Annotated in this window: 24 protein-coding genes; 19 read left to right on the top strand and 5 right to left on the bottom strand. The window is 50.6% G+C overall.

From position 1 onward, the window contains the following. Positions 1-75: 75 nt before the first annotated feature. The 10 genes from PCI15_RS16930 to PCI15_RS16885 all read left to right on the top strand — a co-directional run bounded on the left by PCI15_RS16930 (position 76) and on the right by PCI15_RS16885 (position 8,580). The gene (locus tag PCI15_RS16930; RefSeq protein ID WP_271271110.1) at positions 76-525 is read left to right on the top strand and encodes a MarR family winged helix-turn-helix transcriptional regulator; all 450 of its coding nucleotides are present in this window, start codon (positions 76-78) and stop codon (positions 523-525) included. After that, positions 525-860 (top strand): c-type cytochrome, encoded by a 336-nt coding sequence (locus PCI15_RS16925; protein ID WP_271271109.1) that lies wholly within the window; start codon positions 525-527, stop codon positions 858-860. Before PCI15_RS16930 ends, PCI15_RS16925 begins: the two co-directional genes overlap by 1 nt. Positions 861-1,072: 212 nt before the next feature. Next, a complete protein-coding gene (locus tag PCI15_RS16920) occupies positions 1,073-2,245 on the top strand; it encodes a pyridoxal-phosphate-dependent aminotransferase family protein (protein ID WP_271271108.1) in 1,173 nt (390 codons plus the stop codon). A 139-nt stretch (positions 2,246-2,384) separates the two neighbouring features. Further along, positions 2,385-3,281: an NAD(P)-dependent oxidoreductase gene (locus PCI15_RS16915; RefSeq protein WP_271271107.1), complete on the top strand. Its 897-nt coding sequence runs from the start codon at positions 2,385-2,387 to the stop codon at positions 3,279-3,281. A gap of 202 nt (positions 3,282-3,483) precedes the next feature. Continuing rightward, positions 3,484-4,314 carry an AraC family transcriptional regulator gene (locus PCI15_RS16910; RefSeq protein ID WP_271271106.1) on the top strand — a complete coding sequence of 277 codons (831 nt, stop codon included), beginning with the start codon at positions 3,484-3,486 and terminating at the stop codon, positions 4,312-4,314. A 69-nt stretch (positions 4,315-4,383) separates the two neighbouring features. Continuing rightward, the gene (locus PCI15_RS16905; RefSeq protein WP_271271105.1) at positions 4,384-4,989 is read left to right on the top strand and encodes a LysE family translocator; all 606 of its coding nucleotides are present in this window, start codon (positions 4,384-4,386) and stop codon (positions 4,987-4,989) included. A gap of 916 nt (positions 4,990-5,905) precedes the next feature. Continuing rightward, a complete protein-coding gene (locus PCI15_RS16900; protein WP_271271104.1) occupies positions 5,906-6,610 on the top strand; it encodes a YrbL family protein in 705 nt (234 codons plus the stop codon). Positions 6,611-6,851: 241 nt separating this feature from the next. Further along, positions 6,852-7,427, top strand: a complete 576-nt coding sequence (locus PCI15_RS16895; RefSeq protein WP_271271103.1) for a YdeI/OmpD-associated family protein — start codon at positions 6,852-6,854, stop codon at positions 7,425-7,427. Positions 7,428-7,654: 227 nt separating this feature from the next. Then, complete coding sequence (locus PCI15_RS16890) at positions 7,655-8,179, top strand: P-loop NTPase family protein (RefSeq protein WP_271271102.1); 525 nt, start codon at positions 7,655-7,657, stop codon at positions 8,177-8,179. Between the two features lie 77 nt (positions 8,180-8,256). Further along, positions 8,257-8,580 carry a hypothetical protein gene (locus PCI15_RS16885; RefSeq protein WP_271271101.1) on the top strand — a complete coding sequence of 108 codons (324 nt, stop codon included), beginning with the start codon at positions 8,257-8,259 and terminating at the stop codon, positions 8,578-8,580. A 72-nt stretch (positions 8,581-8,652) separates the two neighbouring features. On the opposite strand, the gene PCI15_RS16880 is transcribed toward PCI15_RS16885, so the two are convergent. Beyond that, positions 8,653-9,288 carry a hypothetical protein gene (locus PCI15_RS16880; RefSeq protein ID WP_271271100.1) on the bottom strand — a complete coding sequence of 212 codons (636 nt, stop codon included), beginning with the start codon at positions 9,286-9,288 and terminating at the stop codon, positions 8,653-8,655. Between the two features lie 180 nt (positions 9,289-9,468). Then, positions 9,469-10,191: an SDR family oxidoreductase gene (locus PCI15_RS16875; RefSeq protein ID WP_271271099.1), complete on the bottom strand. Its 723-nt coding sequence runs from the start codon at positions 10,189-10,191 to the stop codon at positions 9,469-9,471. Positions 10,192-10,290: 99 nt separating this feature from the next. On the opposite strand from PCI15_RS16875, the gene PCI15_RS16870 reads away from it, so the two are divergent. The 5 genes from PCI15_RS16870 to PCI15_RS16850 all read left to right on the top strand — a co-directional run bounded on the left by PCI15_RS16870 (position 10,291) and on the right by PCI15_RS16850 (position 13,382). Next, complete coding sequence (locus PCI15_RS16870) at positions 10,291-11,232, top strand: LysR family transcriptional regulator (RefSeq protein WP_271271098.1); 942 nt, start codon at positions 10,291-10,293, stop codon at positions 11,230-11,232. A 367-nt stretch (positions 11,233-11,599) separates the two neighbouring features. Beyond that, entirely contained in the window at positions 11,600-11,806 is a 207-nt protein-coding gene (locus PCI15_RS16865) for a cold-shock protein (RefSeq protein WP_271271097.1), read from the top strand. 282 nt (positions 11,807-12,088) lie between these two features. Beyond that, the gene (locus PCI15_RS16860; protein ID WP_271271096.1) at positions 12,089-12,442 is read left to right on the top strand and encodes a hypothetical protein; all 354 of its coding nucleotides are present in this window, start codon (positions 12,089-12,091) and stop codon (positions 12,440-12,442) included. A gap of 85 nt (positions 12,443-12,527) precedes the next feature. After that, positions 12,528-12,881, top strand: a complete 354-nt coding sequence (locus tag PCI15_RS16855; protein ID WP_271271095.1) for a hypothetical protein — start codon at positions 12,528-12,530, stop codon at positions 12,879-12,881. Between the two features lie 138 nt (positions 12,882-13,019). Beyond that, on the top strand, positions 13,020-13,382 hold the full coding sequence (locus PCI15_RS16850; protein ID WP_271271094.1) for a cupin domain-containing protein: 363 nt from the start codon (positions 13,020-13,022) through the stop codon (positions 13,380-13,382). A gap of 95 nt (positions 13,383-13,477) precedes the next feature. Here the strand turns inward: PCI15_RS16850 and PCI15_RS16845 are convergent, their stop codons facing one another. Continuing rightward, the gene (locus PCI15_RS16845) at positions 13,478-15,148 is read right to left on the bottom strand and encodes an amidohydrolase (protein ID WP_271271093.1); all 1,671 of its coding nucleotides are present in this window, start codon (positions 15,146-15,148) and stop codon (positions 13,478-13,480) included. Positions 15,149-15,653: 505 nt separating this feature from the next. Here PCI15_RS16845 and PCI15_RS16840 point away from each other — a divergent pair. Both PCI15_RS16840 and PCI15_RS16835 read left to right on the top strand, forming a co-directional pair. Continuing rightward, the gene (locus PCI15_RS16840; protein WP_271271092.1) at positions 15,654-17,063 is read left to right on the top strand and encodes a hypothetical protein; all 1,410 of its coding nucleotides are present in this window, start codon (positions 15,654-15,656) and stop codon (positions 17,061-17,063) included. A 330-nt stretch (positions 17,064-17,393) separates the two neighbouring features. Further along, the gene (locus tag PCI15_RS16835) at positions 17,394-18,185 is read left to right on the top strand and encodes a substrate-binding periplasmic protein (protein WP_271271091.1); all 792 of its coding nucleotides are present in this window, start codon (positions 17,394-17,396) and stop codon (positions 18,183-18,185) included. Positions 18,186-18,238: 53 nt separating this feature from the next. Here the strand turns inward: PCI15_RS16835 and PCI15_RS16830 are convergent, their stop codons facing one another. Further along, a complete protein-coding gene (locus tag PCI15_RS16830) occupies positions 18,239-18,616 on the bottom strand; it encodes a VOC family protein (RefSeq protein WP_271271090.1) in 378 nt (125 codons plus the stop codon). 134 nt (positions 18,617-18,750) lie between these two features. Here PCI15_RS16830 and PCI15_RS16825 point away from each other — a divergent pair, with 134 nt between their 5' ends. Further along, positions 18,751-19,431: an HNH endonuclease gene (locus PCI15_RS16825; RefSeq protein WP_271271089.1), complete on the top strand. Its 681-nt coding sequence runs from the start codon at positions 18,751-18,753 to the stop codon at positions 19,429-19,431. Positions 19,432-19,614: 183 nt separating this feature from the next. Then, a complete protein-coding gene (locus PCI15_RS16820) occupies positions 19,615-21,726 on the top strand; it encodes a methyl-accepting chemotaxis protein (protein WP_271271088.1) in 2,112 nt (703 codons plus the stop codon). A gap of 72 nt (positions 21,727-21,798) precedes the next feature. Here PCI15_RS16820 and PCI15_RS16815 read toward each other — a convergent pair whose 3' ends face one another. Next, positions 21,799-22,545 (bottom strand): sporulation protein, encoded by a 747-nt coding sequence (locus PCI15_RS16815; RefSeq protein WP_271271087.1) that lies wholly within the window; start codon positions 22,543-22,545, stop codon positions 21,799-21,801. Positions 22,546-22,614 lie beyond the last annotated feature (69 nt).

Raw genomic sequence — 22,614 nt, 5'->3', positions numbered from 1 at the left:
TTTTGATATATCACTTAATATTTTAATGGTGTTTTCAGCGCCAGACTCAAAGCAGATATTTTCCGGGAGGCTGTTATGCAGGGTGATTTCTTACGGCTGACGACCGATGTAAAGCGATTCTCCGACGCGCTCGAGAAGCAGCTGTGTACCGCTTTGCATCAGCAGAACATTCATTTATCTCTGAATGCGCTCAATCTGTTGTTAGTACTGCGCAGAGAACCCGCACTGTCGGTGATTGAACTGGCGGGAAAACTTAATATCAGCCATGCCGCAGTGAGCAAATTACTGAAGCAGTTACGCCGGCAGCAATTCATTGAGCAACGTACGGTCGGCACTGATAAACGTCGCAACGAAGCTTTTCTCAGCCTTCGTGGAGAGCAACAGCTTGCTGCTGCCCGCCAGATTTTAGGGCAGCTGAATTCTGACGTGCGGTTTAACAACATCTGTATCGAGGGCATGGAATTGCTCAGCGAAGGCGGATGCCGGCACGTTTTTCAGCAACATTTTTGTAAAGAGGATACGTGATGAAACTCTGTCATTTAATCATTGGTCAGCGGGTTTTCAGAAAAGCAGTCATTGCAATGTTGGTCGGGCAGATGGCATGGCATGTATCTGCCGGGGACGCTGTGCAGGGCAAGCTTAAATCCGTCAGTTGCTGGGGGTGTCATGATCAGTCCGGTATTTCCGCTAATCCAGCTTTTCCTAACCTGGCAGGACAAAAGCCTGTTTATCTGATGAAAGCTTTACAGGATTATAAACAGGGTAAGCGCTCAGACGGGATGATGAACAGCGCTGCAGCCAGATTATCAGATGAAGACATCGCTGATATTGCGGCGTATTACAGCCAGATTTCAAACTGACACATAATTTTGGTGTTAAACGCCAGGACAAATTTGTTATGTGCTTTTCGTTTGCGGAAGTGGCTTTGTTCAGGGCAGAGAACGCAACCGGAACAAAGGCCTGTTTCGATATACTTTTCTCATGTCACAGATATGTTATCCAGCGTCAGATTCCCCTTTTATCGCTCTGTTTAACATCTGTTTTCTGTTATTTCTAAGAAAGGTGTATTCCGATGGCTGGTTTAAATTTTCTGCATACTCCGGGGCCAACATTTCTACCGGAAGAAATTCTTAATGCGATGAACCGGCAACCGCTGGATTTTGGTGATGAGCGCATTGCTGAGCTGGTAGCCGGTATTCAGCCGGATTTACAGACGCTGTTCCAGACACGCGCAGATGTGTTTATCTATATTGCTAACGGACACGGTGGCTGGGAAGCAACACTGTCAAATATCTGTGATCCTGGTGATACCGTCGTTATCCCGATGACAGGTTTCTTTTCATCACGCTGGGTCGAAGTTGCCAGAGCGCTCGGTCTGGAGATTATTGAAGTCCGTTCTACCGATGGCCATGATGTGGATTATGCTGCGGTGGAGAAAATTCTCAGCGAAGACCGGTCACATAAGATTAAAGCTGTGCTGGGTACGCAGATTGATACCGGTGCCGGCGTCGCACACGATATCAAACGGTTTCGTGGTTGTCTGGATGCTGCTGCGCATCCTGCATTACTGGTTGCAGACTGTATTGCTTCACTGGGAGCCGCTGAATTCCGGATGGATGAATGGGGTGTTGATGTGGCGATCACCGGTTCACAAAAAGCCCTGATGATGCCTCCGGGGCTGGCGCTGGTGGCCGCTAATGATAAAGCGAAGGCAATTGCAGCTGCGAATGTTCGGCCAAAGTTGTATTGGGACTGGCAGGCGCGTAATAGCGAGATTATCTACCACCGTTTTTGTGGCACCTTACCGATTCATCTGTTGTTTGGCTTGCGTGCAGCGCTTGATCTGATTCTTGAAGAAGGTCTGGAACGGCGAATTCAGCGGCATCAGCGTGTCGCCAGTGCAGTGCAGGCGGCGGTGGCTGAATGGGTGAAGGGCGGCGATATGGAGTTTTTTGTGCCTGAAGAAAATTGTCGCTCCGTGTCTGTTACGGCTATCCGGGTTGTATCTGATAATGCTTCAGCGGAAACCATCCGCAAGCTGGCAAGGCATCAGTTTAATGTTTCTATTGCCGGTGGTCTGGCCAGTTTGGAAAATCAGATTATTCGTATCGGTCACCTCGGGGTGGTTAACACGCCGATGATTCTGGGTTGCCTGGGTGGGCTGGAAGCGACGTTTGAACATTTAGGTGTTCGTTACCGTTCAGGGCTCAGTGCCGCTGCAAAAGTGTTAAGTACGCCTTTATAACGGCATTAGCATGAATGAAGAGAGGGCTGTGTGCTCTCTCTCTTTTTTTAGGGGGCGGGATGTATATCGAAACAGCGATTACTCCGGAAAAGCGCCCGTATTCATGACGCCACATTGTTTACTGACGCAGAGGTTGACTGTGATTCCTGAGCAAAACGTAAAAGTATCGGAGCAGATTGGCATTATTGGGCTGGGCAAAATGGGGCAGGCGCTGGCTTCCCGTTTAACGGGTCAGGGCCATGAGGTCAGAGGTTGGAACCGAAGTGGAATAAGTAATGTGACTGTGGAAGAAACACAGATAACCGCTTGTGACTCGTTAGCAGACCTGGCCAGTAACTCTACGATCATTATCATCTCAGTGTCAGATGCGGCTGCGGTCACATCCGTGCTTAAAGCGTTATGTAAACAACCGCTGCATGGGAAGCTGATCGCCGATGCAAGCACGGTAGAACCACGGGTGCTTCAGGATCTGGAGCATGCGGTCCTTAATCGCGGCGCATCTTTGATTGATGTGCCCGTGGCAGGAGGACCTGCCGTCGCTTTAAAAGGTGAATTAGGTGTGTTTGCCGGTGGCGCTGCTGAAGATGTGGCAAGGTATGCACCGGTTTGTGAAGCATTCTCGAACCGCATGTTTCATGTCGGCGCGCTAGGGAATGGCTATGTGATGAAAGCCATAAATAACATGGTTCTGGCGGGCTTTCTGCAGACAATGACTGAAGCCGTTTCCATGGGTAAGCATTCCGGCTTTTCTCTGGAGGATATTCTGAATGTGATTACCAGTGGACCGGCAGCCAATCCCTTCTTATTCTCTCGCCTTCCCGTTATCCTGAAGCAGGCCGATACACTTGAATTCAGCTTGATACAAGCACTTGACGATATGCAGGTATTTCAAAATATTGCGATTGATAAAGCGCTTAAAACACCTGCACTGGACGCTGCTCTCCGTTCTGTCAAGCACGCGATTTCTGTGGGTAAAGGTGATCAGGATATTGTCAGACTCATCACACATGCGTATGAGGATACAACGCCATACTGAGATGGGCGCTTGGCGTGGAGTTTGTGTCAGTCACTGAATATCGGCAGGAGGAAGGTTGCCGTTCACTGACGGTATCTGGCGCGTCAGCTTCCTGTTCAAGTGGTGTAAATGCGCAATTTTGTCCAAGCAATGCTTCTTTGCTTCCCCCTATACTGTATCTCAGCCTCTAAGTGGCCAGCGAAGTATAAAGCGGTGAATGCAGATGAAGCACAGAAATCAGTTCCGGTATGTAAAGAGCCAGCATCTTGAGCAGGTGTCTGTGTTGCGGGCAGAAATGAATGATTTTTCTTATGGTAAGCATGCCCATGAGGAATTTTCGTTCGGGGTTACTCTGGCCGGTCGGCAGGATTTTTTTGCCAGTGGCGCGTATCACCGCAGTCACCCGGGCAATACCATCATATTTAATCCCGATGAGGTACATGACGGACACTCAGGTGTGGATGATGAGCTGCAGTACCGTATGCTTTATATACATCCGGATCAGTTGGCACCGGTGTTAAAAAGTGTCTGTTCAAAGCAGAAGGCGGATTTCCGGATTGTTGATACTTTGCTGAATGATCCGTTGCTGCGCCAGCATATTCTCAGTTTAGCCTTGTTGATCGAAGATCAGACAAGCAACAAACTTCAGCAGGAATATGCGCTTTATCAGTTAGCCGTCGGTATTACACAGCATTACGGTGAATATTCTCCTGATCAGAAAGCGCGGAAGGTCGATCATTTACTGCGTCAGGCTCAGGATTATATTCATGAGAACATTCAGGCTGATATCTCATTAGAAGACGTCAGCCAGCAGGCTAATCTGTCGAAGTATCATTTCGTGCGTATGTTCCGTAAACAATTCGGTATTACGCCCCATCAATATATTCTGAATTGCCGCATTAATCGCGCCCGCGAAGATCTTGAATCAGGCGTCTCTCTTGATGATGTTGTATTTGAATATGGCTTTAGTGATCTGAGCCATTTTAACCGTCGTTTCAAGCCTGTTTTCGGTATGACCCCCCGGCAGTATCAACAGCACTTTCTCAGTTCCTGATATACCGCGCCGGGCCTTCCGGTAAGCCGTTTACATCTTCAGTTCTCTTATTATTCCAGGGTAATTACTATGGTTGAAATACTCGCGTATGCGTTTGGCATTATGTACACCCCAGGCCCGTCGAATCTGTTAAGCATGAACGCCGGCCTGAATGGTCAGTTTCGTGCTCCGCTGATGTTTTGTGTGGGAGTGGCCTGCGCTATGTTGCTGCTGTTTTTGCTCTTTGGTTATAGCGGCGCATGGCTGGTGAGCCCGGGTTATCAGTTACTGATAAGTTGTGCAGGCAGTGTGTATATTGCGTATCTGGCGTATAAAGTTGCGGGAGCCCATATCAAACTTACGGGTTCAGAATCGACTGCTGGCAAACTGAGCTTCCGCTCCGGGTTATGTATGCAGTTGCTTAATCCCAAGTCCTTTGTGGCGATTTTCCCCATTGTCACTGTGCAGTTTCCAGCGGCAGAAATTTCCGGAAGTTCGATTTTTGTCTGGTCTGTATTGCTGTCAGTCTTAGCGTTTGGAGCACCCGGGAGCTACCTGTTAATGGGGGCTCGCCTTGGAAAGCTTATTCGCAAGCCCCGTACTTTTCGTTTACTGAATATCTGTATGGCCCTGTTACTCTTGTACGTAGCCGGTGATATTGCTTACCACCATGTGTATCTGAAACTGAGTGAGTAGACTGTTCTGATTCTGGCTTGGAGAGTTTGCCAGCCGGGGTGATTTGCTGGTGGAATTCAGCTGTATTCAATCCTGATCTGCGGCAATCAGGAACATCTGCGTATGTGGCAAAGCTGTTTGGCCCGTTTGCTTTCATCTCAGGCTAAACAGGGGCCTGGTGACGTTGCAGGGCACAGGGTCACTCTTTGCTATACGGGCTTATGGAGTACTGTACAGTGTGCAGGGGCCAAAGTCCCAATCCTCCCGTATCGAACATGAAACCCTTATTCCTTATTTTTCATTCATCGAATAAATCTCTGTTCTCTGATTCAGTTTCTGGAACAAACTTTGCTCATTGAAATGTCGGATCTGAGTGGTGGCATTGATGTGCTTCAAGTGATAAATTTCAGGTTGGTTTTGCTCTCCGGATAATCAGTGATTACCGGTTTCAAATGCTGAACTGATTTTTAGCGTGATGCCGTGGCTGATACTGAGCCCTGTGCATTTGGTTGTAGTGGGAATTCCGCAACATTTACAGGTTGAACTCTATGCAAGAGTCAGAGGCAGTGCGTCAGCGTTTATGTGAGTTTGCTAAGGCTCGTGACCGGGGGCAGCCATTTCCCTAAGAATTTATTGATAGCCCTCAGTGCCGCAGCCGGTGGGTTGGTTGAACGCTTTCAATGCTTGACTGAAGAACCGTCATGTTTGTACGCGAATAAACAGCTATTTCGGGCGCGTCTTACTGGCTAGTTACTGTTTGTTTAATCGGGGGCGAAAGTGGGGGCGGAACTGCTGAGTTTATTGGGCTAATACAGCGTCTGTCATTTTAATCGATATGTTGTTTTTGGCTATTAATTATAAGTCATCTGTGGAATGAACAGTTTTTATAACAGTTTGAATGCTAAAAAATTAAGTGGTCCAGGTTGTTGGTTACTTAATGATTAATAAATTATGTGCAGTTTTACTAAAGTTAAACTGTATGGGTAGTGAGATTAGGGCTTGTTTAGTGAATGATGTAGAAAATAAAGTCATAGAGTTGAATGACGAGTTACTCTTATCGAAAGGAAGTGAAAGATCCTGTTATTTATATCCTGGAGATAACAGCAAAATAATAAAAATAGGTCCTGATGTAGGCAAGCACAGGAATCAAAATAAGCTGGACTATCATTATTATTCTTACCTTATTTCTGCAAATAAGGACTTACACTACGTTACCGAGTGTTTTGGCTTTGTAGAGACAAGTCTGGGAAGAGGTTTAGTCTTTAAACGAGCACTAAACTATGACGAAACACCTTCTCACTCGCTCAAGTACATGATGTTCCACAAGAAAATTACAGCTGATGTGCAACGAGAGTTATTGAATGATTTATTATCGTATTTGCAGGGACAGCAAATAGTCTTCGGTGACATATGCTGTGGAAATATCTTTTGTAAAGAAGTGAATAGTGGGAAATACGAGTTTATAATTGTTGATGGTTTAGGTGCGAGGCGCTTAAATTATAAATATTGGATGTACCTTAAAATCGGAATTTATCGTCGCTATAAAATCATGAAACAAGCGAAAAAAATGCGTAACGAGCTTGAAAGGCAGTTGAAAAAAGCAGAAGTGACTAATCCGGAAGACGTTGTCTATTATAAATAATAGTTGCTGCTTCTAAATTTATTAGAGGCATAATCTTGATTCAGGATTACTTGCAATAAAATAGTTTCCATTCTTGCGCCTGTTTTATACTAAGCCCGGTCTGAGTATAAGCGAGCAATGGGAGCTGCTTTCGTTTTTGCCTTTCTTTAAAGTCATGACGAAAATTGATGACTTCTAAATAATATGTTTTGGCCTAAGTAGCTTTGTCACCCGGCCTGCTATACCCAAGAGAGCCCACTCCGTGCCCCAGCCCAATCCATTAAACACTTTAACCTTTGAAACACCCGAAGCCCTCGGCCAGTGGCTTGAAACCCATCACGCCACTGAAACTGAGCTGTGGGTGAAGATCTTTAAGAAGCAGTCCGGCATTCCCAGTGTCACCTGGGATGATGTGGTGGTTGAGGCGCTTTGCTGGGGCTGGATAGACGGGGTTAAAAAGTCGGTTGATGATCATGCCTATGTGCAGCGGATTACGCCCCGCAAGCCGCGTAGCAGTTGGTCGAAAAGGAACCGGGCACATGTGGAGCGGCTGATCAGTGAAGGGCGGATGATGGAGCCCGGGCTGGTGCAGGTGCATGCCGCGCAGGCAGATGGCCGGTGGGAGAGTGCTTACACAGCGAGTGAGATGGAGGTGCCGGCGGATTTTATTGAAGCGCTGGCCAGCCAGCCGGAGGCGCAAGCTTTTTATGAAACACTCACGAAATCGGCCCGGTATGTGATTGCGCACGGCTTAACCAGTGCCAAGAAGCTTGAAACCCGGCAACGGCGGTTTACTAAGTTCATGGATGCTCTGACCCGGGGGGAGAAACCGGCGTAGGTGCTTGTGGCATTGTCCGCTCAGTTTTAGTGGCACGGTTGACATGGAATTACACGTGCATCAGGATAACCGCATGACTACATATCTCACGCAACAGGCCGTTCGAATTATCATCATTCCATAGGAATGGTGGGTTTCGTGATGCGCGAACATTTATCAGACCCGCCCCCAGAGGCGGGTTTTCTGTTTTTGCCTCCGGGGAATTTATCTCGCAAGGAGGAGCAAACATGAAGAAAGTGGCAGTATTCGGGAAACCGGCCAACGGTAAATCCACATTAAGTAAGCGGCTGGCGGCGGCAACCGGCATTTCGCTGTATCCGGTTGATTCGTTGTTGTATCAGCCTAACGGGCAGGAGGTTGAAAGGCAGCAGTATGAAGCGGCTCACGATAAGATTCTTGCTTCAGATGAGTGGATCATCGAAGGCTTTGGCCCGCTGAGTTCGCTGGCGTCGTTTAACCGGCGCCTGGAAGCCGCGGATACGCTGGTGTATATCGAGTTGCCGTATTTTGTTACCTATTGGCTGGTGACCAAGCGACTGCTGAAAAGTATGTTTAAAAAGCCGGAGGGCTGGCCTGAGGACAGTTCGGTTTTCAAAGGCACGTTGCAGAGCTATAAGGTGTTAAAGCTTTGCCCGATGTTCTGGAATGATGATTTTCTGCAAAGGGTTGATAAGCTCTCGGCGAATAAGTCGCTGCATGTGATCCGCTCGGTGTCTGAGCTGAATCGCTTTGTTGCGCAGCATGTGAAATAAACAGCGCTTAGCAAGCGGTCAACATACCGATTCTGTTGCTGTATGCTGCGCTGATCAGATTTTAATGAAGGCCGTTTATGGATACCCAGAGAACAAATTACATCGCTGCACTGGAGCTGCGTTTAATGCGGTTTTATATGGCCGTCAGGGATACAGGGGTGGCGGATGAAGTGGAGAATGCCGGCATTAAGGCTTTTATGGAGGCCGGTGTGATCACGGAAGTTGTTACCAAGCAGGATCTGGAAAACATTATTGAGCGCCAGCATATGTCCGCATTCGGGATGACGCTGGACGAGCGCTATCAGAAACGCATGGCTGAGGCGCAGGAAAAGGGCGATTTTGAGTTCTTTGATAAACCCGCCTGGGAACGCCAGGGTAAGCGGGTGAATTTGTCTGAGTGAGGCCGGCGCTGATGAAGGAGAGGATTGTATGGCTGAATCCTCTCATTTCATTTCTATACAGGCATTGCCTGGTTACAGCAGCCTTGATTTCCCCAGCCTGAAACTGAATTCCCAGATTGCCCCGCCCCTGTTAAACCGCAGGGTATCGGTGGCGGTGAGTGCCATGTAACGTTCGTTTTCGTTGGGGAACGGGGTGTGCAGCAGCGCAGAGCCTATGTCCGGGTAAATGCGGGCCGATACACCGATCACATCGTCGTCATCTCTGAAGGGGCGGTCCCGTACCCGGTATTCATTGGTGATTGTCCACAGGTCATCGGCGGTGGGCATCTCGCCGCGATTAAATACTGTGTCCAGCCGTTCTTCGAGGCGCTGTTCGGTGGCCCGTCTGGCGCTGCGGCGATCCCGGCCACTGCTTTTATCTCTTTCAATGGCAACCACTGCCAGCCCCAGAAAGGGATATTCTTCCGAGAGGAGTTCCTCACTGAAGGTGAGAGTCAGCCCTGCGGTATCACCGGCGGAGAGGTTTGCGCCGAGGCTTTCCGGCACAAAATCAATCAGCGTGAAGCTGCGGTAATGGCCCGGCGTAAAGGTTCTGACTTCCGCGCCATGGCGGTTCTGGGTAATGATATAGAAGGTGAGGGTAACGTCGTCGCCACTGCGTTCCTGGGTGTCGAGAACGTCCAGCGTGCCACTGATATAGAGGTTCATGATCAAAACTCCCTGTAATGAATATGAAAGGTGTTACTGCGTTGTTGCGTCCTGCAACTGCAGGTATCAGCTTAGTCTATTGCTCAGTAAAACGTATCTGAAAATGCATCTGACCGGGCATGGGTATAAGAAAACAGCAGATAATGTATCTGCTGTTTTGTGATACCTGAATAGGTTTTTTTAAGGCTGCTGGCGGGTGGCGGTGATGACCACGTCGCGGATGTTCACCCCCTGTGGCTGGGCATACATGAAGGTTGCAGTGCGGGCGATGTCGTCGGCAACCAGTACGCCGCCCATGGCCTGTTTCCAGTCTTCATAGCCGTCGATGATTGCCTGCGAGGTGGTGTGCCCCAGCAGTTCGGTTTCTACGGCACCCGGGCAGATGCTCATGATGCGCACGTTGCTGTCGGCCACTTCTTCACGGATGTTTTCGCTCATGGCGGATACCGCAAACTTGGTGCCCACGTAAGCGGCATGGTTCTGGAAGGATTTCTTACCGGCAATGGAGCTGATGTTAATGATGGTGCCGCCATTACGGGCTTTCATGTCTCCCAGTACGGCCTGCATGCTGTTCAGCAGTGCCAGCACGTTGATGTCGTACATGCGTTGCCATTCCTGCGGGTCCTGGGTGTCGATCTGGCCCAGTAGCATTAAGCCGGCGTTGTTCACCAGACAGTCTACCGGGCCGTGAAGGGCTTCGGCTTCTTTAACTGCCGCGCGGAATGCCGCTGCGTCGGTCATATCTACCTGACGGCACAGGGCGTTAGGCAGTTCCAGTGCTTCCAGTTTTTCAATGCGGCGGGCAACCAGCAACAGTGGGTGACCGGCAGCAGAGAAGTGTTTTGCCATTGCAGCGCCAATGCCTGAGCTTGCGCCTGTGATAACTACCAGTGAGTGAGTCATGTGCGTGTCCTTTGTGTGAATGTCGTTGGATGTTGCACATAGTAGGCTTTGGCATTAGTGTGATAAATATCACTAATCTGAAAACATTGTTTGGTTTATATGAACAATATTTCCTGGCGGGGAATACGCGCGTTTTTGTATGTGGCGGAACATGGTGGCTTTACCGCGGCGGCTGAGGTGTCTGGGTTTTCAAAGGCGAACCTGAGCCAGTTGGTTACCGAGCTGGAAGCGGCGCTGAGCGTACAGTTGCTGTACCGCACCACCCGGCAATTACGGCTCACGGAGATCGGGCAGGGCTATTATGAGCGCTGCAAAATTGCCATGCAGCAATTGGATTCCGCGGCGGAGTGGGCCAGCCAGTCCACTGATGAGTTGAGAGGCGAGATACGCATGAATGCGGTGGGCGGGCCGGTGGGGGAAGAGGTACTGGCACCGCTGATCATTGAGTTTCAGCGCCAGCATCCGGGCATCCGGGTGGATCTGGATTTTTCCAGTATTCATGTGGATCTGATCGCCAGCCATTACGATCTGGTGATGCGCATGGGTGAGTTGCCGGATTCAACGCTCATTGCCCGCCGATTGCATTCGGTGACAACCCGTTATGTGGCCAGCCCGGAGTTTGTTGCTGAGAACCATGAGATTGCCGGGCCGGATGATCTGAAAAGCCTGCCGCTGATCCGTGGCAGTGTGGATACCTGGACGTTAAGCAAAGGTAAAACCCGTAAAACGGTGCACGTAGCCGAGGGGATTAAAGTCACCAGTGGCCGGGTGATGCGGCAGGCCGCGCTGGCCGGTTTGGGTGTGACCCGGCTGGCGGATGTATACGTGCAGGCAGACTTACAGCAGGGCAGGTTAACGGAAGTGCTGCCGGCGTGGTCGGAGGAGACTCAGCTCACGCTGGTGTGCCCGCCTTTGCGGCATCAGTTGCACCGGGTCAGGGTGCTGATGGAATGGCTGAAGGCACATTTTGCCGAACGTTATCAGCAGGCGCTTGCGGAAGGGCCGGGTCAACATTTCAAAAGCAACTTAGGAGCTTCTTAAAAGCGCTTTAGAAACAGTTGCCTGAAGGTTTTTTTACGTTGTTTGGTGCTGAGTGAAATGGGCTGCTTTACAGGTGCTTTTCTGCCGGATATGGCCGGCTGGCGGGGGGGATGAGCTTTCCGAAGACATAGGTGATTGTTTGTACTTAAAATTTTCTTAAATTTAACTAAATAATTACTGGACAAGCACCGGAGATATCTATAAAGTTTGCCGCAGCTAGAAAGAAGTCTTTTATTTACAAATCTACATTTCGCAGTTTTATTCGTAAGCCTGGTCCTGCAGTTTTTAAGTTTCAGTCTATTTTTTATGCGATTATCGCCTGCAGTCTGTAGGCACAAATTAAATTTAAAATTTCAGGATATTTATTATGTCTAAAACTACCGGTACAGTTAAATGGTTCAACGAAACTAAAGGTTTTGGTTTCATCGAGCAAGAATCTGGTCCAGACGTTTTCGCTCACTTCAGCGCGATCCAGGGTTCAGGTTTCAAAACTCTGGCTGAAGGCCAGCAGGTTGAATTCACTGTTACTGCAGGCCAGAAAGGCCCACAAGCTGAGAACATCGTTGTTATCTAATAACTGATACTCGCTTGTATATAGAAAGCAGATCTTAGGATCTGCTTTTTTTTCGTCTGTTATTTTGCGAAGAATCATAAGTTTTTGTTTTTATAGCTTTTCTTCTGCAGCATTTTCAGCTGCTTTCGCTCAGCCTCTTGCTCTCATGCCGTCCCTGAAAGCCACACGTGAACTATCCTTATAGCGCTTTGTTCCGTTGCCGGCCCTGAACGTTTACAGATCTGTACTGTCTAGAAAACCATGTGCTACACGCTCGGAACACATTTTTTGTGGAGGTGATTTATGCGTTACAGTTTTCTGATTCTGGCCCTCGTTGCCGGTATTGCCAATGCGGGTGCTGACTACACCGTTAAGAAAGGGATCAACTGGAAAGGGGTGAAAATCGGTTCATCTTCACCGTCCGGTTCTGATCATATTTGCCGTAACTATGAGTGTTATCCGCTGTTTAAGAACATTCCGGTTTCCCGTCAGCTGATGGACCGTTACCAACTGAGTTCGCTGAAGTTCAGTGCGTTGCAAAAGGTGGCGACATCTACCGAGGGTGACCTGATTACATTGCCGGCAGACCTTGCCGATGTGCTGTTCAAGCGCAGTAAGGAGCGGGTACAGCGGGCTAAATTTTCAGATTCTAACTGAGCCAGCCAGTAATGAATCTGCTGAACCCTATGGTGCCAGGTTGCGTATAACGGTTTCAGTCAGTTAAAGATACGGAGGAATCGTTATGCGTTACTGTCTTTTAATGCTGGTTCTGGTGGCGGGTTTGGTGCAGGCCAGTGATGACTATTCAGTGAAAAAGGGGGTTAGCTGGAAGGGCGTGAAAATTGGCTCTCAGCCGCTTTCCGGATCGGATTACATTTGCCGTGAGAGCGAGTGCTATCCGCTGGTGCTGATCAGCCTGACGGCGAAGGAAATGAAGCAGTATCAGATTAAATCGGTACGCTATAAAGACCTGCAGCCAATTGCTCTGAGTGAGGCTGACAACCGGTTAGCCTTACCACACGCGCTGGCGGAGGATCTGTTCAGAAGGGCGCGGGATCATGCCCTGCGGGAAATTTTCTACGAGAGCAGTTTATAAAACTACATTCTTAACCGGCGCCGGCATGATTCCGGCGCTTTTTTTATAGGCCGGTGTGGCCGCTGGCGCAAACAAGCAAATTCTCTTTTGGCCATAGTGTTACCTTGCAGGCAACATTAATCGACAGGAATTTGTTATATGACCATTACCTACCGTGCCGCAGAGATTGCCGCAGATGCGCTGAATGAAGCCCCGCTGGCACAACCGACTGCCGAGCCGCTTTCCGGTGAGATCACTACCCGCAGCCAGGTGTTTTTTAATACGGAAGAACAGAACATTAAGTCTGGCACCTGGGAGTGTGAGCCGGGTGAGTCCCGCTGGGAATTCATGACCCGCGGTGAAGTGATTTATGTGCTGTCCGGCCGGATGACCGTTGTGGAAGACGGCGGTGAGCCAGTGGAGCTTACCGCCGGTTCAAGTGCTGTGTTCCCGGTGGGCTGGTGCGGCAACTGGACCGTACATGAAACCCTGCGCAAGGTGTACGTGATTTACGGCGCGTAAGGTGCAGCTGAGCAGGGAGCCTGTATGTGCTCCCTGCTGTTTTGGCCAGCCCGTGTCGGGTTGGCGTAGCAGTTCTGTTCGGATTATTTTCTGCTTTATTCTTCGGCCTCATACACAATCTCGCCCTGCAGAATCGTCATGAGGATTTGCGTGTCGGCTATTTTCGACGGTGCAAGCTGCGTGATGTCTTGGCTAAGCACCACGAAGTCTGCTGATTTCCCCACTTCAATGCTGCCGGTGATATCGTCCAGCCCCAGGCTGATGGCCGGTTTGAGGGTATAGGCATCAATGGCGGCGTCAATGTCTGGCAGGCCCCGTTTACCCATTTGTATGCTGCTGCCAATCCCGGACAAGGGGTTAATGTCGTTCACATTCCAGTCGCTGCTCAGGGTCAGATTCGCGCCGGTGTCGTAGATGGGCCGTAATTGCATCAGTTGGTGGGTGCGTTTTTTGCCGATAAACGGAATCGCCCAGTCATGATCGCCAACGCTGCTGGCAACCTGAAAATCCGCTGTAACTTTTAAGGGCTTAAAGCGTTGGATGTCTGCGTTCTGGATCATTTCAACGTGGGTGAGGGAATAGTCCCGGCCGGAGCCTTCATTGCGAACCGCTTCAATGGCATTCAGTGATTCGCGGACGGCACCGTCACCAATGGCGTGGATGTGTGCGCCATAACCGATTTCATTCAGTTCGCTCAGCCAGAACTTCATGTCTTCCGGGGGGATATAATTCAGGCCGTAGGGCATGTCGTCGACAAAACTGTCGCGGTAGGGTTTGATTATTTTGGCGGTGCCGTTGGTCAGAATGCCATCGCTGTACATTTTTACCTGATCGACGATCAGCCGGCTGTCTGGCTGGCGGGTCTGAATTTGCTTCAGGAAGGCCAGTTGCTCTTCCGGTTCGCCTTCCGGGTAAATCCAGGGCCGTAAAGAAACCCGGGCGGTGAGGTCGCCATTTTTCCGGGCGGCTTGCCAGACTTCATACCAGCCGCGCTGCCAGTACATCCGGCCGTCACCAATGGTGGTGATGCCGTGTTCCGAGGCGATATACAGGCCATTCAGCAGGCCGTTATAACTGCGCTGGAAAACATTGTTGAGGTTATTCCAGGCCAGTTCCATAACAATGTCGCCGGCGTTATCCAGCAGGATGCCGTTAAGTTCGCCGCTGTCAGGGTCTTTAAGGTGTCTGCCGCCCTGTGGCTCCGGGGATGCGAGGGTAATGCCCGCCTGATCCAGCGCTGCGGAGTTTACCCACATGGCGTGCGAAGTCTGTTCCATCAGGATGACCGGCTGATCCGGGAAAAATTCGTCCAGCAGCGCTAGCGGGGTCTGGGCGTTAGCGGCATCATCCAGAATCATTTCCAGTGAGAACCCGTAGCCAATCAGCCATTGCCCCGGCTGTGCCTCATCGGCGCAGGCTTCCAGATAGGGGATCTGGCCGTTGAGATCTTCATCCGGGCTCAGTTCACAGCTACCGCCGGCTTCCGAAGCCGCTTCAAACACATGGTTATGGTTATCAATGAAGCCGGGCAGCACCATGGCGCCTTCCATATCCAGCACGTCCGTCTGGTTACCCTGTAATTCTCTGGCCTGCTGGTTGCTGCCGACAAAGGTGATTTTGCCATCTTTAATGGCGATAGCTTCGGCGGGCTGCTCCGCATACACAACGGCATTTATCACAAGTGTATCGGCGTCGTCAGAGGCAGAAACCGACGGGCTACAAAGCAGCGCTGAAACCAGCAGAGAGGCAAAAGGCAATTTTTTCATGGATATTGTCTGTGTCATAAGCGGAAGAATGGCCGCGCTAAATGGCAGGTTTGCTGTGCAGGCAGTGTAAAGCGAATGGGCAGCGAATGGAAAGTGTCCGGTGCAGTGTTGCGAAAGCCCGAAAGATAAACATGAATCATGTGCACAGTCCGTGTGCTCAACAAAGGAATTGCGATCCGTAACTTTACATGAAGACGCCGTCAGGCTGACGGGGGGGGGGGGGTAGAACTGACAGCGACCGGACAAGTCTATGGAGGTACGGGGTATTTAACCAGTGATCCATTACCCAACTTGGGTAGTGTGTTGGCCGGTGTCAGACTTTCGGTTGTTTCTAACTGTTTGTGAATAAAGGAATAAATTTATAAAGCATTAGATTTGCTTCAGGTTGGTTTCAGTTTTTCTGGCTACAGTGCGACTCAATCTCAGGTAAGCGCATCATGATTGTGCTTGTTGTCCGTTTGATTCAGCCAGTGATTTAACTTGATAACCAGCCAGGAAAACCGCGATGCCATTTCATGTATATAAACGCAAAATTCAGGATGCCATGTTTGGCAATACACAGAATACTGCCGGAGGTGTGCAGGCCGATGAACTGGCTAATGCCCGGTTGGGTATTGTCTATTCACTGGCCCATACGGACATGAACCGGGTGCGTTCCTTCAGCGCTTCACCGTTCAATACGTTGGTTGTGAATACGACCGCCGCGAAAGATTTCATTGCCGGACAAAAAGCTGCCTACAGTATGGGCATTGATGCTGCCGGCCAGCTGATCGATAAAAGCCCCCTGAAAGATATGAAAGACTCGGCTATGGCTTACCTGAAGGAAAGCGAAGCGCTGGCGAAGGTGAAAGGGGCCGCTAACGTTGTTATTGACGGTGTTTCTGAGCTGAAAGCCAAGCTTAAACAGCTCATCAGTGATTTCTTTTACATGATGCTGGAAGCGGTAAAAAAGCGTTATGGCGTGAATATGCAGATGATGGAAATCCTCACGGACTTTGTTATCTGGGGAACGAATACTTTTGCTACCGGGTTGTCGGCGGCAATTCCTGGCTGGGGCTATGTGAAAACCGCCGCCGGCATGTATGCGGACGCTAAAAAAGCGTTTCTGAAATCTAAAATGCTGATTGAGCAATGCTATAGCGGCTACGGCGTTGAATTACTGGGCGGGCATCCGTCGATAATCGCGAATGCGCTGGCCCGCCATTCTGTGGCCGGTATTGCCAGTGCCGCCAAGGGGCTGGCGATCTCATCTACCAGTCTGGGGCTGAGCATCGCTGCTGATGTGTCCGGTGCCGGTGGCAGTGCGGGCATGATCTTCAGCGTTGTAACCAGCATCTTTAATAAGATTTTTAATCTGGTGGAAAGCCTGGTACAGAAATTTAAGGTGACTTCAGTGTTGGAAGACGCCAAACAGATGTGGCGTAACCGCTCAAACAGCAGCAGTAAACTGAAGGACCATAAGCGTTTTTCTGAGTGGTTCCAACACTCAGTGATCGCGACGCCGGTGATTGCATCGCTGACAATGAACTCTGGATTTGCCGCGCATCCTTACCGGTTTTTGCAGTTGCTGGAACCCTCAGGGAATGATGCCATGAAGGCTGATTTTGCCAAAGGCGCAAAACATATCGAAACTCTGAAAAAACAGGCCGGGCAACATATCCGGGAATTTTCCGGGGGGTACAGCGTCACTTTCAGCAGTGATGAAGCAATCGTGGAGGCCCGACTGAAAGAAGCGCTTTCCGGTAAAGCACAGCTGGACGGGCACGAGTACTTCATGGTCGGGGTTGATGAGTGGGATTCACTGCCTGCGCAGTATGATCGTAAACCGGCGGACAGTGATCCTGATCCGGTACGGATTCAGCAATGGAACAGCCTGCCGGATCAGTATGCGACCAGGGTCATAACCGTGGTATAGAACGGACGGATACGCCGGATAATCATTGTAATACCAGGCTATCCGGCGAAATCCGTGTAAACGCAGTTGTTAAGTAGTGTTCTGTTCTGAATCAGCAGAGAGGCAGGCAGATCAGAGGCTTAATGTTTATCTGACAAACACACTTCAAACAGATCGTTATAAAGCGGAGAAATCAGGCAGATTTACCGCTATACCTTTGCGGCTGAATCATTATAATGCCTGCCTTCGTTGGATTGTCTGGCTATTTTTTGTTCATTAATAAGTCGTAAGCCTGATGTTTTGTGTGAGTCTGTGTTGTTCCGGTTAGTGTTTGCATCTCTTTTTTCTTCTGTGTTTCGTTCATTCCTGGCGGCAGTGCTGTGTTATGCAATGCCGGCGTTCAGCAATGGCGCGGCAGATAAACCGGAATCGCCGGTCGCCCGGATCGTGGTGGAGCACTGGCCGCCCTGGCAAATAGCGGACGATGCCAGACAGCAGCAGGTTACCCGTGGGTATGCTATTGAGATTATAGAAGAATTGTTTAACCGGCTGGATGTGCCGGTGGCATTTCACTATGCGCCCTGGCGTCGCGGTTTACAGCTGATCAAAACCGGTGGGGGCGATCTGTTACCGATGGTTTCAGAACATCCGAGCCGCACCCCTTATATGGTGTTCACGGTACCGGTGTACCGCGATCCGATCCTGCTGGCTTATTCGCTGGATACCTATAAGTATTTCGGTTGGCAGAACTGGGCAGATCTCAAAGACTACTCTATTCGGGCAGTACGTGGTTATAACTATGGCGACAACTGGCATGATGCTGTTCGGAAGCAGCGTTTGCGGGTGAGTGAGTCGGCGACGGATATGCAAAACCTGCAGATGTTAGCGCAGGGCAGAGCAGAGCTGACGCCCTTGCTGTACTCAAATGGTGTCAGCCTGCTAAAGGATAAAGACTACACAAATATCCGTTTTGCAGATAAACCGATTTTCACCACTGTGCTGCGTTTTGGCTTGTCGAAGCAATCATTTCTGGTGGAGCGTCTGCCGGAAATTAACATCCATTTGAACGCGATGAAGCGGGACGGCACCTTCGCCCGGATTCTGGGAGAACTGTACCGGCCCCGTTTCACTGCCAAACGTTAACGGGCTGTTGCTCAGAGGAAAGCGTCTGAAGAGCTTTTCTCCAAAGGAAATACTTAAAGGGCAAAGCTGGCCTCGTCCCTGATACCGATCCGGTTGCCGTCCGGGTCGCAGATGTTGATGACTGATCCCCAGTCTGTAACGGTAATGTCAGCCTCTATCCCAAACGCCCGTACATCCGCCAGTGCGGCCTCAATATCACTCACGTTGAAACGCAGCTTGTGTGGGCTCTCTGCAATGTTCTTACCCTCCGGCTTTGCATGGCCTTCGGTTTCCAGCATCAAATAACTCTCACCAAATGCCAGACAACACAGCCGGAAACCCCCCTCCTGTTTCTCAAACATTACAGGCAGCCCGAACAGGGTGCGGTAGAAATGCACACAGGCGTCGAAGTGTTCGCAGTTGAGGATAATACCGTGGCGTTGAATGTTCATAGGGGAGTCCTTTCTAGAAATGTTCCTGAACGTTACTCAAATTCTTCAATTAAAGAAATAGCTGCTATTGCTAGGGAAGGGTATGTGGCACTTATAATGTGTGCTTCTTATTTGGCAGTGTTAAGGATTGACGAGTGGCGGATAGTCATTGGACCGATGAACAATTGCGTGCATCAGTAGAAGCATATGTGGATATGCTGGATAAGTCGGCAAGCAATGTTCCCTATGTAAAGAAGCATTATTATCAGGTACTTGCCGATAAGTTTGGCCGTTCTAATAAAGCCTACGAATATCGGATGCAAAATATTTCCTATGTATATTCATTGTTAGGTAGACGTTGGGTAAAGGGGTTAAAGCCTGCAAGAAATGTAGGTGCAACCAACCTTGCTAAATTGCAGAAGTTAATTGCGGATGTGGAACAGCAAAGCTTCGCACAGCAAACCGAGTTTGATGTGGAAGTGAACCGTTTAAAAGAGAAGCGCTATTTTGAGCCGCCAAAAGGGCAACGAATGGTACAAAGCCAGAGTGCTTCAGTTACGCAGCATAAACGTGATCCGAATGTGAAAGCTTGGGTGCTTCAGAACGCTAAAGGCATTTGTGAATCTTGCTGCGAACCCTCGCCTTTTGAAAGTTATTCTGGCGAACCTTTCTTAGAAGTTCACCATTTGCGGCGCTTGGCGGACAAAGGATCGGATACTGTTACCAATGCCGTTGCTTTGTGCCCTAACTGCCACCGTGAATTACATTATGGTCGTCATCAGGAAACCAAGTTACAGGCGATGTATGCGCGGATCGAGCGCTTAATCGCCGAGTGAATTCTCCAGCCCATCCCCAAGATGGGCACCTCTTTTTCTCCTCGGAACACCCCCCTGCTGGCCTCAAACCTAGGTACTAGGGGGTATATCTAAAACCTATCCAGAGCATTAGATTATTCTCGTTGTTTGCGTTCGGTTGATCCGCGATCTTGTGCTGTATAAGAAAGATAAAGGGTGGTGTAGATGTCTCATTGGAGTTTGAAGCGGAAGCTGCTGTTGGCAGCGGGTATTATTTTGTTACTGGTGCAGTCGCTGGTGGTGTTAACCGGCGTTGAGTCAATGAAGCGCAGCGGGCAGTACACGCTGGAAGCGATTAGCAGCAGCCAGCGGGAAAGTGCCGCGGAGTTGCTGGCCTTTATGGCGACGGATTCGGCGCAGCAGGTGAGTGATTACTTAAACCGTGCCTTTGATGTACCGCTGGCGCTGGCGTCGGTGTTATCGGCAACCAGTGGCGGGGGTGAGCCACCCCTGAGCCGGATGCAGGTGCAGCAACTGGTGCAGCAAAGTCTGGGGTCTAATGAGCATATCAGCGCGCTGTATTCGGAGTTCGAGCCCAACGGCTACGACGGTCTGGATGCGCAGAGTATTGGCAGCGGCGTACACAGCAGTTCCAAAGACGGTTCACTGGGGCTCTACTGGGTGCGGACGCCTGAGGGCCTGGAGCAGTTCGAAGGTGATCCTGATGGCCGTTACCTGACCGGCGTCACGGAGTTTGGTCAGCGGGAGTCCGAATGGTATTTGTGCAGCCTTGAATCCGCCGGATCCTGTGCGCTTGAACCGTATCTGTATGAGATTGAGCCGGGTGTCAGTGAGCTGATGACTACCCTGACAGCGCCGGTGATGAGCGGCGGTAAAGCGGTGGGCATTGCCGGGGCTGATCTGAACTTGCCGGCTATTCAGAAGCGGGTTGCCCGCATTGCCAAGTCTATTTTTGAAGGGCGGGGGGAGATTCATGTTATCAGCCCTGCAGGACGCATTGTGGCAAGTACTGCTTATGAGGCGCAGCTAACGGAAATGTTAGCGCAGGTGGATGCTGAGCTGGGCCGCCAGAATACCGGTGCAGAGAAAGCGGTTGTCCAGCTGACGGACCGTTTAGTGGCAGTTGCCCAGATTCAGATCGATGCAACCGGCACCCGCTGGCCGCTGATTATATCGGTGCCGAATGCCGTCATTATGGAAGACTTACTGGCGCTGAAATCGGATCTGAATTCGGGTATTGATACTGCCATGACGCGCATGCTGAGTTTGTCGGCGGGCCTGATTCTGCTGGCCATCGTGCTGATCTATCTGGTGGTGCGGGCGGTGACCAATCCGCTTAACCGGATGCGCGACAAGGTGTGGAGTCTGGTGAGCAGCGACGGGGATCTGACCCAGCATCTGGACATTGCTCAGCATAAGGAGCTGATTGAAATCCGTGACGGCTTTAACCAGTTCATGCAAAAACTGCGGGATATGATCGTGGTGTTTAAGCAGCAGTCCGATGAGTTGGCGGCGTTTTCCGGTCGGTTAAGCGGCTCTGCGAACCATGCTAACCGCTCGGTGGGGATGCAGGCCAGCCAGATCGACAGCGTGGCGGTGGCGATGGAGGAGATGTCGACCAGCAGTGCCCAGGTGACCGATTTTGCCATCGCCAGTGCGAATGAGGCACAGAACTCCAGCCAGGATCTTATGACTACCAAACACGCCATTGAGCAGAACCTGCAACAAATTCAGCTGACCGCGGATGAGATGGCCCTGAGCAGTCAGCGGATCACCCAGGTGGCTGAGCGCAGTGAGGGCATTAATACCATCGTTGAGACCATACGTTCGATCGCGGATCAGACTAACTTACTGGCCCTCAATGCGGCAATTGAAGCGGCCCGGGCCGGTGATCAGGGGCGGGGCTTCGCGGTCGTGGCGGATGAAGTGCGAACGCTGGCAGCCCGGACCCAGCAGGCAACGGAAGAGATTGGCGCGCTGGTGGCCACGTTGCAGGATGATGTAAGCGCTTCGGTGGCTCAGATCAGCAATAACCGGGCGCGGGTGAATACGGTTGCCGGTGAAGCGGCGGAATGCTTCACTATGATTGAGAAGGTTACCGAGAGTCTGGTGTCTATTTCAGATAACGCCACTCAGGTGGCCACGGCGGTTGAACAGCAAAGCCAGGTGGGAGAGGACATTAACCGGAATATTTCAGTGATAGGCGATGCCGCCGGTGAAATGGCTGATCAGGTGTCCCAGGTTGAAGTGGTCAGCCAGGATATGACCCGGGTGGTCTCGAACCTGAATGAGCAGCTGGAAAAGCTTAAGGTGTAAATTCAGCACCGCTTGCTCAAACGTAAAAAAAACCGGGCCATGTGCCCGGTTTTTTACTTTTGAGCGCGCGGATTAACCCAGCAGGGATTTGATCTGCGCTTCAATCTGGGCGTAACTGGCGTGATTGCTGACGCTGATTTCCCGGTAGCCGTCGCCGGCAAAGGTACGGTCCAGTTCGATCAGCACATGGGTGGTGTCCGGCGTCAGGATGAACGACAGTTCCGCTTCCTGAATGCTGCCAAACAGCGAGCCGTAACCGCCAGGGCGGAATTCAATTTCCTGATAGCAGCCGGAGTGCGAGCGGAAGGTATTGGCCCGCAGGAAGCCGCTTTCTACGTCGGCTTTTACCATGGCGTAGCCACAGGCGTTCATGGCCTGAATGAAGTAGGTGACGGCCTGTGGCGGGTGAATGTGCATCGGGTCACGGTCAGTCGGGTCGACCGCAAAGTCGATGTCCAGCGCAGTTTCGACCCATACCCGGCACTGGTTATTGTGGGTTTCCAGTACGGTAATCGGGGTTTCCGGGTGCAAATCGAAGCTGAAATCCATGCTGCGGGATTCGTTTGGCTTCAGAGTAAAGGCTTCAGTGACCTGGAACTGGTTGATCGGGTGAGCGACGTAGCTGACGGTGTCGTCGCTTTCCACTTTGGCATTGGTCATCAGCTTCAGGGTGATTGCAGAGATTTCCTGTTCCACATCGCCCCCTTTAACGTCTATGCGGCCTTCAACCCGGGCGCCGGGCAGGAAGTGTTCGGTGGTCAGAATGGTATCTACCGTGGCGGCACCCACACCGATCCGTGCAAAGAGGTTTTTTAACATGTTGCGTCCTTCTGTAACAAAAGCGTTATTTACCAGTGGCACATCATAGCAGGCCGGGCAGGGTTTAAC

Origin of the sequence: Aliamphritea hakodatensis (assembly GCF_024347195.1) — a bacterium.
GTDB classification, from domain to species: Bacteria; Pseudomonadota; Gammaproteobacteria; order Pseudomonadales; family Balneatricaceae; genus Amphritea; species Amphritea hakodatensis.
The sequence above is the reverse complement of the archived record's forward strand: the minus strand, read 5'-3'. Positions and strand labels throughout refer to the sequence as shown.

What these genes read in the sequence shown, in the direction of transcription:
- PCI15_RS16855 (WP_271271095.1), top strand. Translation starts at nt 12,528, where the DNA reads ATGCGTTACTGTCTTTTAATGCTGGTTCTGGTGGCGGGTTTGGTGCAG.
- PCI15_RS16930 (WP_271271110.1), top strand. Translation starts at nt 76, where the DNA reads ATGCAGGGTGATTTCTTACGGCTGACGACCGATGTAAAGCGATTCTCC.
- PCI15_RS16890 (WP_271271102.1), top strand. Translation starts at nt 7,655, where the DNA reads ATGAAGAAAGTGGCAGTATTCGGGAAACCGGCCAACGGTAAATCCACA.
- PCI15_RS16875 (WP_271271099.1), bottom strand. Translation starts at nt 10,191, where the DNA reads ATGACTCACTCACTGGTAGTTATCACAGGCGCAAGCTCAGGCATTGGC.
- PCI15_RS16925 (WP_271271109.1), top strand. Translation starts at nt 525, where the DNA reads ATGAAACTCTGTCATTTAATCATTGGTCAGCGGGTTTTCAGAAAAGCA.
- PCI15_RS16860 (WP_271271096.1), top strand. Translation starts at nt 12,089, where the DNA reads ATGCGTTACAGTTTTCTGATTCTGGCCCTCGTTGCCGGTATTGCCAAT.
- PCI15_RS16830 (WP_271271090.1), bottom strand. Translation starts at nt 18,616, where the DNA reads ATGAACATTCAACGCCACGGTATTATCCTCAACTGCGAACACTTCGAC.
- PCI15_RS16905 (WP_271271105.1), top strand. Translation starts at nt 4,384, where the DNA reads ATGGTTGAAATACTCGCGTATGCGTTTGGCATTATGTACACCCCAGGC.
- PCI15_RS16885 (WP_271271101.1), top strand. Translation starts at nt 8,257, where the DNA reads ATGGATACCCAGAGAACAAATTACATCGCTGCACTGGAGCTGCGTTTA.
- PCI15_RS16865 (WP_271271097.1), top strand. Translation starts at nt 11,600, where the DNA reads ATGTCTAAAACTACCGGTACAGTTAAATGGTTCAACGAAACTAAAGGT.
- PCI15_RS16870 (WP_271271098.1), top strand. Translation starts at nt 10,291, where the DNA reads ATGAACAATATTTCCTGGCGGGGAATACGCGCGTTTTTGTATGTGGCG.
- PCI15_RS16900 (WP_271271104.1), top strand. Translation starts at nt 5,906, where the DNA reads ATGATTAATAAATTATGTGCAGTTTTACTAAAGTTAAACTGTATGGGT.
- PCI15_RS16820 (WP_271271088.1), top strand. Translation starts at nt 19,615, where the DNA reads ATGTCTCATTGGAGTTTGAAGCGGAAGCTGCTGTTGGCAGCGGGTATT.
- PCI15_RS16815 (WP_271271087.1), bottom strand. Translation starts at nt 22,545, where the DNA reads ATGTTAAAAAACCTCTTTGCACGGATCGGTGTGGGTGCCGCCACGGTA.
- PCI15_RS16840 (WP_271271092.1), top strand. Translation starts at nt 15,654, where the DNA reads ATGCCATTTCATGTATATAAACGCAAAATTCAGGATGCCATGTTTGGC.
- PCI15_RS16920 (WP_271271108.1), top strand. Translation starts at nt 1,073, where the DNA reads ATGGCTGGTTTAAATTTTCTGCATACTCCGGGGCCAACATTTCTACCG.
- PCI15_RS16845 (WP_271271093.1), bottom strand. Translation starts at nt 15,148, where the DNA reads ATGAAAAAATTGCCTTTTGCCTCTCTGCTGGTTTCAGCGCTGCTTTGT.
- PCI15_RS16910 (WP_271271106.1), top strand. Translation starts at nt 3,484, where the DNA reads ATGAAGCACAGAAATCAGTTCCGGTATGTAAAGAGCCAGCATCTTGAG.
- PCI15_RS16850 (WP_271271094.1), top strand. Translation starts at nt 13,020, where the DNA reads ATGACCATTACCTACCGTGCCGCAGAGATTGCCGCAGATGCGCTGAAT.
- PCI15_RS16880 (WP_271271100.1), bottom strand. Translation starts at nt 9,288, where the DNA reads ATGAACCTCTATATCAGTGGCACGCTGGACGTTCTCGACACCCAGGAA.